At 36.6% G+C, this 13968-nt stretch carries 12 protein-coding genes; 11 read left to right on the top strand and 1 reads right to left on the bottom strand.

Features of this window, described 5'->3' with window-relative positions:
• The 7 genes from araA to K345_RS0114025 all read left to right on the top strand — a co-directional run bounded on the left by araA (position 1) and on the right by K345_RS0114025 (position 8815).
• Entirely contained in the window at positions 1-1500 is a 1500-nt protein-coding gene (araA, locus tag K345_RS0114055; protein ID WP_037572479.1) for an L-arabinose isomerase, read from the top strand.
• Positions 1501-1505: 5 nt separating this feature from the next.
• Positions 1506-2210 (top strand): L-ribulose-5-phosphate 4-epimerase AraD, encoded by a 705-nt coding sequence (araD, locus tag K345_RS0114050; protein WP_028974706.1) that lies wholly within the window; start codon positions 1506-1508, stop codon positions 2208-2210.
• A 47-nt stretch (positions 2211-2257) separates the two neighbouring features.
• Positions 2258-3304 carry a LacI family DNA-binding transcriptional regulator gene (locus K345_RS0114045; RefSeq protein WP_028974705.1) on the top strand — a complete coding sequence of 349 codons (1047 nt, stop codon included), beginning with the start codon at positions 2258-2260 and terminating at the stop codon, positions 3302-3304.
• A 145-nt stretch (positions 3305-3449) separates the two neighbouring features.
• Positions 3450-4520 (top strand): multiple monosaccharide ABC transporter substrate-binding protein, encoded by a 1071-nt coding sequence (chvE, locus tag K345_RS0114040; RefSeq protein ID WP_028974704.1) that lies wholly within the window; start codon positions 3450-3452, stop codon positions 4518-4520.
• A gap of 58 nt (positions 4521-4578) precedes the next feature.
• Positions 4579-6135, top strand: coding sequence for a multiple monosaccharide ABC transporter ATP-binding protein (mmsA, locus tag K345_RS0114035; RefSeq protein ID WP_028974703.1), 1557 nt, complete (start codon positions 4579-4581; stop codon positions 6133-6135).
• Positions 6135-7307: a multiple monosaccharide ABC transporter permease gene (gene mmsB / locus K345_RS0114030; protein ID WP_028974702.1), complete on the top strand. Its 1173-nt coding sequence runs from the start codon at positions 6135-6137 to the stop codon at positions 7305-7307. The genes mmsA and mmsB overlap by 1 nt, the downstream gene beginning before the upstream one ends.
• 161 nt (positions 7308-7468) lie before the next feature.
• Positions 7469-8815 carry a glycerate kinase type-2 family protein gene (locus tag K345_RS0114025; RefSeq protein WP_028974701.1) on the top strand — a complete coding sequence of 449 codons (1347 nt, stop codon included), beginning with the start codon at positions 7469-7471 and terminating at the stop codon, positions 8813-8815.
• On the opposite strand, the gene K345_RS0114020 is transcribed toward K345_RS0114025, so the two are convergent.
• Complete coding sequence (locus tag K345_RS0114020; RefSeq protein WP_037572628.1) at positions 8812-9621, bottom strand: SDR family NAD(P)-dependent oxidoreductase; 810 nt, start codon at positions 9619-9621, stop codon at positions 8812-8814. The genes K345_RS0114025 and K345_RS0114020 overlap by 4 nt on opposite strands.
• A 167-nt stretch (positions 9622-9788) precedes the next feature.
• Here K345_RS0114020 and gnd point away from each other — a divergent pair, with 167 nt between their 5' ends.
• From gnd to K345_RS0114000, 4 genes are all read left to right on the top strand, one after another.
• Positions 9789-11243 carry a decarboxylating NADP(+)-dependent phosphogluconate dehydrogenase gene (gene gnd, locus K345_RS0114015; RefSeq protein ID WP_028974699.1) on the top strand — a complete coding sequence of 485 codons (1455 nt, stop codon included), beginning with the start codon at positions 9789-9791 and terminating at the stop codon, positions 11241-11243.
• Positions 11244-11315: 72 nt separating this feature from the next.
• Entirely contained in the window at positions 11316-12053 is a 738-nt protein-coding gene (locus K345_RS0114010; protein ID WP_028974698.1) for a hypothetical protein, read from the top strand.
• Positions 12050-12532 carry a hypothetical protein gene (locus K345_RS21185; RefSeq protein ID WP_053228326.1) on the top strand — a complete coding sequence of 161 codons (483 nt, stop codon included), beginning with the start codon at positions 12050-12052 and terminating at the stop codon, positions 12530-12532. The genes K345_RS0114010 and K345_RS21185 overlap by 4 nt, the downstream gene beginning before the upstream one ends.
• Positions 12523-13845: an ATP-binding cassette domain-containing protein gene (locus K345_RS0114000; RefSeq protein WP_028974697.1), complete on the top strand. Its 1323-nt coding sequence runs from the start codon at positions 12523-12525 to the stop codon at positions 13843-13845. Before K345_RS21185 ends, K345_RS0114000 begins: the two co-directional genes overlap by 10 nt.
• Positions 13846-13968: the final 123 nt, after the last annotated feature.

Here is a 13968-nt window from a genome sequence, read left to right as displayed (position 1 = left end):
ATGAGAATTAGCAATAAAAAAATATGGTTTATTACAGGCAGTCAGGATCTATACGGAGAAGATACTTTGAAAGAAGTAGCCCGTCATTCAAAACAAATGGTTGGAGAATTGAATGAGTCTGCTAATTTACCTGTCGAGCTCTTATGGAGACCTACTGTACTAACTTCAGAAGGAATTGCGAAAGCATTAACTGAAGCAAGTGCTGACGAAGATTGTATTGGTGTTGTTACTTGGATGCACACATTTTCACCTGCTAAAATGTGGATTAAAGGTTTATCCCTATTAGCAAAACCACTGGCTCATCTTCATACTCAATTTAATAGAGACATCCCCTGGGATAGTATTGATATGGATTTTATGAACCTCAATCAGAGTGCTCATGGTGATCGGGAATATGGATATATTGGCGCCAGAATGCGGATTAAGAGGAAAATAATTGCTGGCTATTGGAAAGATAAGAGTATTCAAGGAGAACTCGGCCAATGGATGAGAGCCGTCGTAGGTTGGGATGATTTACAGAATTTACGAGTCGCCCGCTTTGGGGACAATATGCGAAATGTGGCTGTAACTGAAGGTGATAAAGTCGAGGTCCAAATCAAGATGGGAATTCGGGTTGATGGTTATGGGATTATGGACCTGGTAGACGTTGTAAATCAAATATCTGATAAATCGGTAGATGAACAGTATAAGCAATATCAACAAAAGTTCCAAATATCTGATGATATAATCAATAATTCTTTGTCTGTAAAGAGGATAAAAGAACAGGCCAAGATTGAATTAGGTTTGCGTAAATTCTTAGAAGATGGTGGCTTTGGTGCTTTTACTACCACATTTGAAGATCTTCATGGATTGCCTCAGCTCCCCGGTTTGGCTGTGCAGAATTTGCTTTCTGATGGTTACGGATTTGGGGCAGAAGGTGATTGGAAACACGCTTCTATGGTGAGAGCGCTTAAAACTATGGCAAAAGGCTTAGGCGGTGGTACGTCTTTTATGGAAGATTATACTTATCATATGGATCCTAATGATAAAATGGTCTTAGGAGCTCATATGCTTGAAATCTGTCCGTCCATTGGTAATCCTAATATAAAACCCAAATTAGAGGTTCATCCTTTGGGAATAGGAGATAAAGATGATCCTGCTAGATTAGTATTTGATGGTGATGGTGGTAATGCTATCAACGTATCCCTTGTTGATATGGGTAATCGATTAAGATTAATTGTCAATGAAGTAGACGCAATAAAACCAACGATTCCTATGCCCAAATTACCAGTTGCTCGCGTATTGTGGAAACCAAAACCAGATTTTAAGACCGGTTTAGAAAGCTGGATTAAGGCAGGAGGGGCTCACCATACTGTTTTTTCTACAGCTCTAAATTATAATCACATAGCTGATTTGGCAAATATTCTGGATATGGAGCTTATTCGAATTGGAGAAGGGACTACAAGCAAAGAGTTAGATACCGATCTTATTCTTAGTGAATTGGCAGCAAAGCTAAGGTAATAACAATGAAGACAGTAAAAGAATTAAAACAGGAAGTTTTAGAGGCTAATAAACAAATACCAGAATTAAAATTAGCTATTTTTACTTTTGGTAATGTATCAGCGTATTATCCAGAACTTGGTTTGGTCGGGATAAAACCAAGTGGAGTAAGTTATGATAAATTGAAAGCTGATGATATTGTGGTATTGGATCTTGAAGGAAATATAAAAGAGGGGACATTGCGTCCCTCTAGTGATACTCCTACTCATCTTCATTTGTATAGACACTTTCCTGATATTGGAGGTGTTGTTCATACCCATTCAACTCATGCCACTGCATGGGCTCAGGCAGGACGCTCTATTCCTGTATACGGAACGACTCATGCAGATCATTCCCCTGTTGCTATACCATGTGCTCCTATAATGAGTGAAGATCGTATTATGAAAGACTATGAAGTCGAAACGGGGTTGCAGATTACGGAATATCTTAAAGCGCAAAATATCAATCCTGAATATTGTCAGATGGTATTGATTGAAGGTCATGGACCCTTTACTTGGGGGGCGACTCCTTCGAAAGCTCTATATAATGCGGCTGTATTAGAGGAACTTGCTCAAATGGCAAAACTTACAGAGTCTATATATGGAGGTCAGAAGAACGGATTACCCGAATATTTAGTTCAGAAACACTTTCAGAGAAAGCATGGTCCAAATGCCTATTATGGACAGAAGTAGATCCTTTTTTTATATTACCTTATCAAATCGAACTGAGGCTAAGTAATATGAATAAGGTGACAATAAAAGACATTGCTAAACTGGCAGGAGTATCAATAGGTACGGTTGATAGAGTTTTGCATAATAGAGGCCGTGTAAGTGATGATACGAAGACAAGGATTCTCAGTATCATTGAAGAAACTGGTTTTACGCTGGATTTTATGGCCTCTAGATTAAAACAGAAAAACAATGTCACCTATGGCGTTATTATGCCCAATTTGGATCAGGATTCTGGATATTGGCAACTTTGTTATAATGGTTTTAAAGAAGCTGAAAAGGATTTGAACCCTCTTGGGGTATCTGTCAAATTCTTTCACTTCAATAGGTTTGATGAAGTGAATATTCAGGATACTCTTAACTTAGCTTCCGAGCTCAATTTATCAGGGTATATACTAGCTCCTGTAAGACCTTCCCTTTTTAAGTCCGCGATTCGCGAAGGTAAATTGGGAAGGAATATCATTCTATTCGATAGTAACCTTCCGGGTATTGAACAAGAGATTGAGTTGGAAACATTTTGCTATATTGGTCTAGATGATTATCAATCCGGTAAACTTGCTGGTCGTTTATTGCATTTGCTTATTGATGAAAAGGCTCATGTGATAGTGGTAGACATATCTGAAAAGGATAATCACCTAAAAGAACGAATAAATGGATTTTGTCAATTTTTTACTAAAAATCCGGATAAAAGAGTGTTTTCTGTTATTGGCTCTGATACGGATAACTTAAAAGATGCTCAGCTCTTGATTGAACCCTTTTTTAGAAACCCTAGTCACGAACAGCCTGGTCTTTTTGTTCCTAATGCCACTACACATTTATATGTTTCTGCTTGTGAAGCTTTAGGATATAAAGAGATTAAGGTTGTTGGTTATGATGTTGTTGAGAGTAACAAGCAGATGTTAAAAGATGGTAGGATAGAGTTTATTTTATCACAACGCCCTGCTGTTCAAGCTATTTTTGCTCTTCAGAATATGCACCGAAGTCAAGGTCTTAAGCAACATATTGATGATAAGGTTCTTCTCCCTGTTGATATAATTACAAAAGAAAACTTACATTAATCCTTTTATGTTTGATGCGTTAACGAACACATTTTCATTGACAGGCCTATAATCCCGACTTACCATGAATGTAGTTTCATGGGTGAAATATTAATCAGATTTCGTGTACGGCCCCCCATGAGAAAATCAACAAAAGGAGAAAAGTATGAAAAGATTTATAGGAATTGTCATACTGATATTTTCTGTACTCTTGCTCATTTCAGGATGTAATGGGAAAGATGGTGGAGGAGAACAAATAGTAGGAATTGCCATGCCCACACAATCCTCTCAAAGATGGATTCAAGATGGTGGATACATGAAGGATATCCTTGAAGAGCGTGGTTATAAGGTAGATCTTCAATATGCAGAAGATAATATTGATGCCCAGGTTGCACAGATTGAAAATATGATTGTTAAAGGGGCTAACTGCTTAGTGATTGCTGCCATAGATGGGGCTGCTTTATTTAATGTTTTAGAACAAGCAGCTCAAAATGATGTTAAGATTATAGCTTACGATAGACTTATCGTGAACTCACCACATGTAAGTTATTATGCAACCTTTGACAATTTCAAAGTTGGAGTTCTACAGGGATCCTATATCATTAAAGCACTAGAACTGGCCTCTGGTTCAGGTCCATACAATATAGAATTATTTGCTGGTTCTCCTGATGATACTAATGCATATTACTTCTTTGATGGTGCCATGAGTGTTCTTCAACCTTATGTTGATAAAGGTCAATTAGTGATACCTTCTGGTCAAACTAATTTTGATCAGGTAGCCACACTTCGATGGGATGGGGTTGTCGCTCAACAAAGAATGGATAACTTATTAGCTGCTTATTATACAGATAAACATGTTGACGCTGTACTTTCTCCTTATGATGGTTTGTCCATTGGAATCTTGTCAGCTCTTAAATCTGTTGGTTATGGTTCCACAAAGGATATCCCTGTAGTAACAGGACAAGATGCTGAAATACCTTCAGTCAAATCTATCTTAGCTGGTGAACAGGCTCAAACTGTATTTAAAGATACAAGAACTCTTGCGAAAAGAGCTGCTGATATGGTTGATGCTGTTTTAAGTGGTGGAACTCCTGAAATCAATGACACAAAAACCTATAACAATGGTGTTAAAGTCGTTCCTTCTTATCTTGAAGAACCTGTTTCCGTTGATATTAATAATTGGGAATCTGCATTGGTTGACTCTGGTTATTACACCAAAGCTCAATTGGGAATGTAGAGTATTTATTTAAATGGGAGGATGTTTTCTACATCCTCCTCTTGTCTGGGGTAATTAAATGGCAAACAATTTATTAGAGATGAGAAACATTACAAAAAAGTTTGCCGGTGTGACTGCTCTACATGAAGTAAGTTTATCTGTAATCAGTCAGGAAATCCATGCCATTGTAGGTGAGAATGGAGCCGGAAAATCTACATTAATGAAAGTGTTATCAGGAGTCCACCCACATGGTTCTTTTGATGGACAAATATTTTTGGACGGTAATGAGTGTATTTTCAAGGATATTAAGGACTCCGAAAAGCTTGGTATAGTAATTATTCACCAGGAACTGGCTTTAATTCCTTATCTTTCCATAGCTGAGAATATTTTTTTGGGAAATGAAAACGCAAATAAAGGCGTTATTGACTGGAATAAAACTTCTCAGAAGGCAGAAACATTATTAAAAAAAGTTGGTTTAGAAGAAAATCCCGCATCTCTAATAGGGAATATTGGCGTAGGAAAACAACAGTTAGTTGAAATAGCTAAAGCTTTATCAAAAGATGTAAAGCTTCTTATTCTTGACGAACCTACAGCTGCCCTAAATGATGAAGAATCAAATAATCTATTGGATCTTTTAATTGAACTAAAAAAGGAAGGGGTTACTTCCATATTAATCACACATAAGTTAAATGAAATTGAAAAAGTAGCAGACCACATAACAGTTATTCGTGATGGAAAAGTTATTGAAACCATGAATAAACAGGATGGTGGTTTTCTTGAAGACAGGATAATCAAGAGTATGGTTGGTAGAGAAATTACCGATCGTTGGCCAGAGCGGAATAATGTTATTGGGGACGAGATATTTAGAGTTGAAAATTGGACCGTCTATCATCCTCAGCATGAGAATAGAAAAGTCGCTGACAGTGTATCTTTTTCTATTAATAAAGGAGAAGTTGTTGGCTTTGCAGGATTAATGGGAGCCGGGCGTACAGAGATAGCCATGAGTTTGTTTGGTAAATCTTACGGTCAGAAACATTCTGGTAAAGTATTTATTAAAGAGAAAGAGGTAAATGTAAGTACAGTAAATAAATGTATTGATAATGGATTTATTTATCTCACAGAGGATCGAAAGGAATATGGTTTAGTACTCATTAATGATATTAAAAAGAATATCTCCCTGGCTAATTTAAATAAAATTAGTCGATTTAAAGTTATTAATCCTAATTTAGAGATTCTTGAAGCAGAAAAATATAGAAATAAACTTGCCGTTCGTTCAACTGGTTTAGATCAGGTTGTGGATAGTTTATCAGGAGGAAATCAGCAGAAAGTTGTATTGAGTAAATGGTTGATGTCAGCTCCAGATGTACTTGTGCTTGATGAGCCTACAAGGGGAATTGATGTAGGGGCCAAATATGAGATCTATACTATCATTAATGAGTTAGCATCTGAAGGAAAAGGAATCCTTATTATCAGTTCGGAGATGCCAGAACTTCTTGGTATGTGTGATCGCATTTATGTTGTTAATGATGGTGAGATTGCCGGTTGTCTTGAGCGAAGATACGCTAGTCAAGAGGCAATTATGAAAACAATCATGAATCACCAAAAACAATCTAAAACTTTCAAGGAGTATGTTTGATGAATCAGTTGAGTAATTATTTCAAGAATAATATGAGACAAAATGGAATGGTCTTGGCTCTCATATTCATAATGCTTTTATTTCAGTCATTAACTGGTGGAATCCTGTTTCGCCCTATGAATATCAATAATATCGTTCTTCAAAACGCTTATGTCCTTATACTGGCAACTGGTATGCTTCTTTGTATATTGACTGGTAATATTGATCTCTCAGTAGGGTCTGTTGTAGCTTTTGTTGGGGCGATTTCTGCTATTATGATGGTGGACTGGGGGCTTCCTGTCGGTATGACAATCGGTTTTGCGTTGATTATAGGTATTTTAGTAGGTGCTTTTCATGGTTACTTTATTGCCTATATGCGAATACCTGCTTTTATAGTAACACTAGCAGGTATGCTTATTTGGCGTGGACTAACGATGGTAATCCTTAAAGGACAAACCAAGTCTCCATTTGAAAAGAGTTTTCAATCTATTGCTGCTGGTTATTTGCCAGGGAACAATTTTGAGATATTTGGTCTTAATGCGGTCGCTGTCATATTAGGAATAGTAGCATCTGTTATTGTGGTCTTGATGAGCCTTAATAGACGTAGTAGTAAAGTTAAGTATGGCTTTGATGTTGTTCCGTTTTGGATTGAGTTTGTAAAATTAGCAATCATGGTTGTAGCTATCAATCTTCTTAGTATTAGCTTAGCTCAGTATAACGGTATTCCTATTGTTCTTATCTTACTTATCTTTCTGGTCGCTGTTTATTCTTTTATCACACAGAGAACTGTTTTTGGCCGTCATGTTTATGCTCTCGGGGGAAATGAAAAAGCCGCAAAGTTATCCGGTGTGAAGACGAAAAGAGTTATGTTCTTAGTTTACACCAATATGGGCCTGCTCTCCGCCTTAACAGGTTTAGTAGTTGCTGGACGACTAAATGCAGCAACCCCAAAAGCTGGTAATATGTTTGAACTAGATGCTATAGCCTCATGTTTTATAGGGGGTGCTTCTGCATCCGGTGGTATTGGTACTATCATAGGTGCTATTGTCGGCGGTCTTGTAATGGGCGTTTTAAATAACGGAATGTCTATTATGGGCGTAAGTGTTGATTGGCAGCAGGCTATCAAAGGTTTAGTTCTTCTTCTTGCTGTCTTTTTTGATGTTCTTGCTAAAAAGAAAAGTCAAAGTAACTAGAAGTTATATAGGAGGGTTGTTACAACAGTATCATTTCATTTGTAGCGACCCTTTTATTTAGATTCATCTTTTTTGATAGGTATTAATAGACAAACATTCCAACAATATTCTTAAATTGCATATCCACGGTATTTTATTTATAATGCTTGTAGGAGGATAATTTGTCCTACAAACTAGAATTAGAATCATTATTTAAAAAATCATTAGAATCTGTAGACCCATATTCTTTAATTAAAAGTCGATGTCATCTTACAAATGATGAACTTAATTTACTTGATCATACAGGTAAAGACTCACATATATCTTTAAATAATTTTGATCGCATTATACTACTGGGAATTGGTAAGGCGGCGTCCTCTATGACTCTTGCTATGGAAGAACTCTTAGGCAAGAGGATAAGTGATTCTCTTGTCATAACAAAAAAAAATCATACTATTCAAGGTTTAAAGTCACCCTATATCGAAGCTGGTCATCCCATTCCTAATGAGAATAGTTTGGTTGCTTCTCAACGGGTCAGAGCCCTGTTGGAAGGAACCTGTGAAACTGATTTGGTCATTGTTCTCTTATCTGGGGGGGCTTCTGCTTTGTTAACATCCCCTTTTTGTAATGAAGATATTACTCTAAGTCTTAGTGATATTATGGATACAACTCAAAAATTGCTTGACTGTGGGGCCCCCATAGAGGAAATCAATCAAATCCGTAAGCACTTAAGTAATGTAAAGGGAGGACGGCTAATGGAGATGCTATTTCCTGCTTCTTGTCTAACCCTTACTTTATCTGATGTGATATCAAATGATCTTTCCATTATAGGGAGTGGAATCACTGTACCTGATCCGTCTACCTATAAAGATTGTTTATCTATCCTAGAAAAGTATGATCTCCCATTAGGTGCTAATGTAATGTCTCTGTTCATTAAAGGGGCAGAGGGGCTATTTCCTGAAACTCCAAAGTTTAACCATCAATGTTTTGAAAAAGTGACCAATATTCTAATAGGGACTAATTATACATTATTAACAGAAGTCAAAGAACAAGCAGAGCAACGAGGGTTCTCTGTATTGTCTTTGACTTCCCACTTGAAGGGGGAAGCGAGAGAAATAGCAAATGTATTTCATTCTATTGCTAAAAGCATTAGAGCGTACTCCATTCCCCATCCTTCTCCTGTGGTATTAATAGCAGGGGGAGAATCAACTGTGACTATAAAAGGTCAGGGGGTAGGGGGGAGAAATCAGGAAATGGCTCTGGCTTTTCTCAATGCTTTAAAAGATGATTACATAGAAGATGTCTACTTTTTGTCCGGGGCAAGTGATGGAACTGATGGACCAACGGAGGACGCTGGCGGTATTGTATGTTCTAAGGATTTAGAGGATGTCATATATCAAAAGTTAGACCTGTACAAATACCTCAGAGATAATAATTCTAACAAAGCATTAGAACTATTGGAATCCTTACTTCATACAGGTCCAACATTAACAAATGTATGTGATATTCAGATCTGTCTCGTGGTCTAAATATTGTTGATTAGATATCCACCATCAACGGGTATTGTCACTCCAGTCACAAAACCTGACTGACTCTTGTCGGCCAAATACAAAAGAGTTCCATTTAATTCTTCAACTTGCCCAAATCTACCAAAAGGGGTATGAGCAATAACATCTTTACCTCTTTGACTGAGCTCCCCTTTACTATAATCAGAATACAGTAGATCTCTATTCTGATGGCCAATATAAAATCCAGGGCAGATACCGTTTACACGAATTTTATATTGGGCTAATTCATTAGCCAATCCTGCTGTTAAATTCATAACACCAGCTTTGGAGGCATCATAAGCCCAAACACCAGTGAGAGGAAGATAGGAGGCGACTGAGGCTACATTGATAATGGTGCCTTCCATTTTCTTATCAATCCATAGTTTAGATATCAGCTTGGAAGGAACTACCAAACCACCTAATAAATTCATTTCCAGTACTTCTTTAAAGGTCTCAATATCAACATCAATGAAGTTTGATTTCCCTTTATTTCCTCCTGCTGCATTAATTAAGATGTCTGGTGTTCCCCATTTCTTTTCTACTGTTTGAAGCATTGAAGCTACATCCTTTTCATCGGAAACATCGCAAGCAATACCCCATAGGAGAGGATGTAAGTCTTCAACAATTTCTGATTTTATTGTATCAATAGCTTTTTCAATAGGTACTGTTTTCCCTCTACCTAATACAACAACTTTAGCTCTTTCTTTAACAAAAGCTTTGACAAAACTAGATCCAATAGCCCCTGTTCCACCTGTGATTACGATTATCTGGTTATCAAATCTGGACATGATATCCTCCTTTTTATTCAGAATATTATCTTTAGGAAATCTTTTAAATGTCAATGAACAACTCTTTCAATCAATAAGTGGACAGGTTAGTTTTTTTTTCCTATCTTTATTATTAAGAAATTGGTAACGAATTACTTCGTCTCATTAGAGCGTAAAGAGGAGAATATATGTCTAAGGCAGATATTGGTTTAATAGGTTTAGCTGTTATGGGGCAAAACCTAGTTCTCAATATGAATGATAATGGATATGGCGTAGCTGTATATAATCGAACAGTTCAAAAAATGACGGACTTCATTGAAGGTCCAGCTAAAGGTCGCGATACCATTTATGGAACCCAAACTATAGAAGAATTAGTCAGCATGCTTAAAAGACCAAGAAGAGTGATGCTGATGGTTAAAGCCGGTGAGGTTGTGGATCATTTCATTGAACAGGTTCTTCCTTTCTTAGAAGAGGGAGATATCATTATAGATGGTGGAAATAGTCATTTCCCAGATTCAAATAGAAGAGCCAAAACTTTAGCAGAAAAAGGAATATTGTTTATAGGAGCGGGAGTTTCTGGTGGTGAAGAGGGTGCCAGACGTGGGCCTTCTATTATGCCAGGTGGTAATGAGAAAGCTTGGCCTGCTATCAAAGATATATTTCAGGACATTAGTGCGAAAACTGAAACTAACGAGGCCTGTTGTGACTGGGTTGGCAATGATGGATCCGGGCATTATGTCAAAATGGTACATAATGGGATCGAATATGGAGATATGCAGTTAATCGGTGAAGCCTACCAATTGTTAAAGGATGGTTTAGGTTTTAGTTATCCTGAAATGCATGAAATATTTTCAAAATGGAATGAAGGACCTTTAGATAGTTATTTGATAGAAATAACAAGGGACATCCTCAACTTTAAAGATGAAGACGGTGTCTACCTTGTTGAAAAGATTTTAGATTCTGCCGGACAAAAGGGAACGGGAAAGTGGACAGGCATATCGGCTTTAGACCTCGGTGTTCCTGTAACTCTTATAGGCGAGGCTGTTTTTGCCAGATGTTTATCTGCGATCAAAGACGAACGCCTGGAAGCATCAAAAATACTTTCTGGACCTGGAGTAAAATTCGAAGGTGACAAGCAAAGCTTTGTAAATGATATTGAAAAAGCCTTATTATTTGCGAAAATCATTTCTTATACACAAGGTTTTATGTTGATGAGAGAAGCGGCTAAAGAAAATAGCTGGACTTTGAATTATGGTTCTATCGCATTAATGTGGAGAGGAGGGTGTATTATCCGTTCAGCTTTCCTTGGTAAAATAAAAGAAGCTTATGATAAAAATCCTGAACTGAAAAGTCTTTTACTTGATGATTACTTCAAAGATGTTGTTCTAGAATCTCAAGGCGCACTGCGAAGAGTTGTAGCGAAAGCAGTAGAGTTGGGAATCCCAGTTCCGACTTTAAGTACTTCCCTGGCTTTCTTCGATGGTTATCGTTCAGAACGACTTCCTGCTAATTTATTACAAGCACAACGTGATTACTTCGGTGCTCACACTTATGAAAGGTTAGATAAGCCTAGAGGGCAATTTTTCCATACAAATTGGACTGGTAAAGGCGGGAATGTTTCTTCCTCTACATATGATGTATAATTAGTACCTAAGTTATTATAATCCCCGTGATTGTGTTTATATAATTATGGGGATTTTTTATAATGGGGTCATATGTACGATCATAGAGATGTCTTATTCATAGAAAATAAAGATAGTAAGTATCAAGTTCTAGTTTGCGACTCTTCTTCCTCTGTTGGAAGTAAAGAGCTGGATATTATTAGGGTAGATCCGTATATCGTTGGTTGTATGGCTATGAGAGTCTGTTTATTTGAGCTCTTAACAATTGGTGCGGAGTTGACCGGGCTATCCTTAACTTTGGGTTGTGAATGGAATTCCACTGGTAAACAGGTCTATAAGGGCTGTAAAAATGAGTTGCAGAAGTTTGGTAGAGAAAACGTACCTTATGTGATGAGCACAGAAAAAAATTTCCCCACCAAACAAACCTCTATTGGTATTACTTTGACTGGTTATATAAGCAAAAATGGTATTAAGATTTCTCCAGCTATAGATGGGGACTTTGTTTATATTTTAGGTGAGCCCTTCGTTGGTGATGAAGTTATAGAGCATATTGATGATCTATTTGATTATCATGAGTGTTGGAAGATCCTAAACTCCGATATATGTAAAGAGATTGTTCCTGTTGGGTCAAAAGGTATTAAGGGCGAATTAAGGGATTTACTTAGATCCTATAATCAGCAAATCATTTATAACGATAATATAACCGTAGATCTGAACAAATCCGGTGGCCCTTCTACTTGCTCTATTTGTATTACTTCTGAATTATTAACAGATAAAACCCTAGAAAAAAAGAGTCTCCTAATTGGTCGAATAAAGGATAAAGAGAGATGAAAGTACGTCAATTGGCTTATATTATTGTTTTCATTGCCTTATCAGGAATGGGAGCGATGATAAAAATCCCTAGTCCAATAGGCACAATTGGTTTAGATTCCGGGCCTGGTTATTTTGCCAGTCTTGCTTTCGGATATGGATATGGTATTTCCATAATTGGATTAGGACATCTGTTCACTTCTGGACTAGTTGGTTTTCCCTTGGGACTTCCTACTCATATTATAATTGCTGTATTAATGATCCTCTGGGCTGTCTTATTCAGATATTTAAATAAGAAGGTTGGGAAAGTAATCGCTTGTATCATTGTAATAATTTGTAATGGTATCTTATCCGCATTTGTCATGTATCCTATGGCAGGATTTTCAGGAGTTATTGGACTTATTCCCTTTTTGCTCTTAGGTTCTATATTTAATGTCCTCATAGCCCAGGTAACATACAATACGTATGTGCAAATTAGAAAAGATAGAGAATGGGACTAATTAACCTTAGTGACTTTTCATTATCTTACTCTAATAAATCCTGTGTATTAAATTCACTTAATTATTCCTTTAAAAAGAATCATGTCTATTCAATCGAAGGTGATTCCCAATGTGGAAAAACTAGTTTACTAAGAGTATTAGCGGGTCTCGTTCCTCATTATTATGAGGCTAATATTCAAGGTAATATCTCAATAGAATGCACCTGGGATGAGATTGTCTATATATCTAGTGACACTGAACTGCAGTTACTTGGTACAACGGTAGAAGAAGATTTATGTTTTAGCCTGCAGGCTTTATCCGTACCTTCTCAATTGATAAGGCAAAAATGTGAAGTATATGCCCAGCTGTTTCAACTTAATTCATTACTAAAAAGAGAATGTTCAACTTTATCAGGCGGGGAAAAACAACGATTGATACTCGCCTCTGCTATGATAAGGGAACCAAAGGTTCTTTTATGGGATAATGCTTTTGAACAAATAGATCCATTAAACAAAGAAATGATCCTCAAAATCATTAATGAATATAGACTTAAAAATTCTTTGCTCCTTGTATTGACCAATCAAAATCAAAATAAACTAAGTAGAGAGTTCATTAAATTGCATCTGAATAAAGGGAAATTAGTCCAAGAGTCTCCTCCTATAAGCCCTTTACCAAATATATGCACTATTAACCGCTATGATAAAGACGTCGCTCTGACCATTACGGATTTAGTTTATGAATATCCAAACAATGAGAAAAAATTTGTATATAACTTGGTATTTTACTGGGGAGAATATATTTATTTATCAGGATGTAATGGCAGTGGAAAAACAACCCTGTTTAAATTGATAATGAACTTAATTTTAGCTGAAGAAGGGCATATCCTCTTCAACTATCCTATTTCAAATAAGAAAAAGGAGGAGTTCTCAAGAGCTCCTATTTTATTAAAAATCCAGGACAACCATCATCTTTTCTACAAGAATACGGTTAAAAAGGAAATACTGTATACTATGAAAAGAATGAAGTTGGGCAAAAATAAAAGAGATGAAAATATGAAAAGCGTACTAGACTGTCTTCAATGGGAGGGAATCCTTGATAGACATCCTTTATCTCTTAGTGTTTCTAATCAACAATTATTATCCCTTCTCTTATTAATCCTTCAAAAACCTAGAATCCTACTTATGGATGAACCAACTCGATGTATGAATAATGTTGATAAGGCGAAGCTGATGCTTTTATTAAAGTATAGAAATTGTAAAAACTATGTTACCTGTTTTACCAGTCATGATGAATCCTTCGTCAGTTCTATTGAAAGTAGAGCCATTAATCTTTGATAATGGACATGGGAAAGTAGTTTATATGAAACAAATCTTTATCTATCTTTTATTACTGGAAGTTATTTTATTTATACCCAATATTTTTCTCTTGATGGGGATATTTTTTATATCTTTGCTTAT

Source organism: Spirochaeta cellobiosiphila DSM 17781 (assembly GCF_000426705.1).
Classification (GTDB): domain Bacteria; phylum Spirochaetota; class Spirochaetia; order DSM-17781; family DSM-17781; genus Spirochaeta_E; species Spirochaeta_E cellobiosiphila.
The sequence above is the reverse complement of the archived record's forward strand: the minus strand, read 5'-3'. Positions and strand labels throughout refer to the sequence as shown.

What these genes read in the sequence shown, in the direction of transcription:
- araA (WP_037572479.1), top strand. Translation starts at nt 1, where the DNA reads ATGAGAATTAGCAATAAAAAAATATGGTTTATTACAGGCAGTCAGGAT.
- araD (WP_028974706.1), top strand. Translation starts at nt 1,506, where the DNA reads ATGAAGACAGTAAAAGAATTAAAACAGGAAGTTTTAGAGGCTAATAAA.
- K345_RS0114045 (WP_028974705.1), top strand. Translation starts at nt 2,258, where the DNA reads ATGAATAAGGTGACAATAAAAGACATTGCTAAACTGGCAGGAGTATCA.
- chvE (WP_028974704.1), top strand. Translation starts at nt 3,450, where the DNA reads ATGAAAAGATTTATAGGAATTGTCATACTGATATTTTCTGTACTCTTG.
- mmsA (WP_028974703.1), top strand. Translation starts at nt 4,579, where the DNA reads ATGGCAAACAATTTATTAGAGATGAGAAACATTACAAAAAAGTTTGCC.
- mmsB (WP_028974702.1), top strand. Translation starts at nt 6,135, where the DNA reads ATGAATCAGTTGAGTAATTATTTCAAGAATAATATGAGACAAAATGGA.
- K345_RS0114020 (WP_037572628.1), bottom strand. Translation starts at nt 9,621, where the DNA reads ATGTCCAGATTTGATAACCAGATAATCGTAATCACAGGTGGAACAGGG.
- gnd (WP_028974699.1), top strand. Translation starts at nt 9,789, where the DNA reads ATGTCTAAGGCAGATATTGGTTTAATAGGTTTAGCTGTTATGGGGCAA.
- K345_RS0114010 (WP_028974698.1), top strand. Translation starts at nt 11,316, where the DNA reads ATGTACGATCATAGAGATGTCTTATTCATAGAAAATAAAGATAGTAAG.
- K345_RS21185 (WP_053228326.1), top strand. Translation starts at nt 12,050, where the DNA reads ATGAAAGTACGTCAATTGGCTTATATTATTGTTTTCATTGCCTTATCA.
- K345_RS0114000 (WP_028974697.1), top strand. Translation starts at nt 12,523, where the DNA reads ATGGGACTAATTAACCTTAGTGACTTTTCATTATCTTACTCTAATAAA.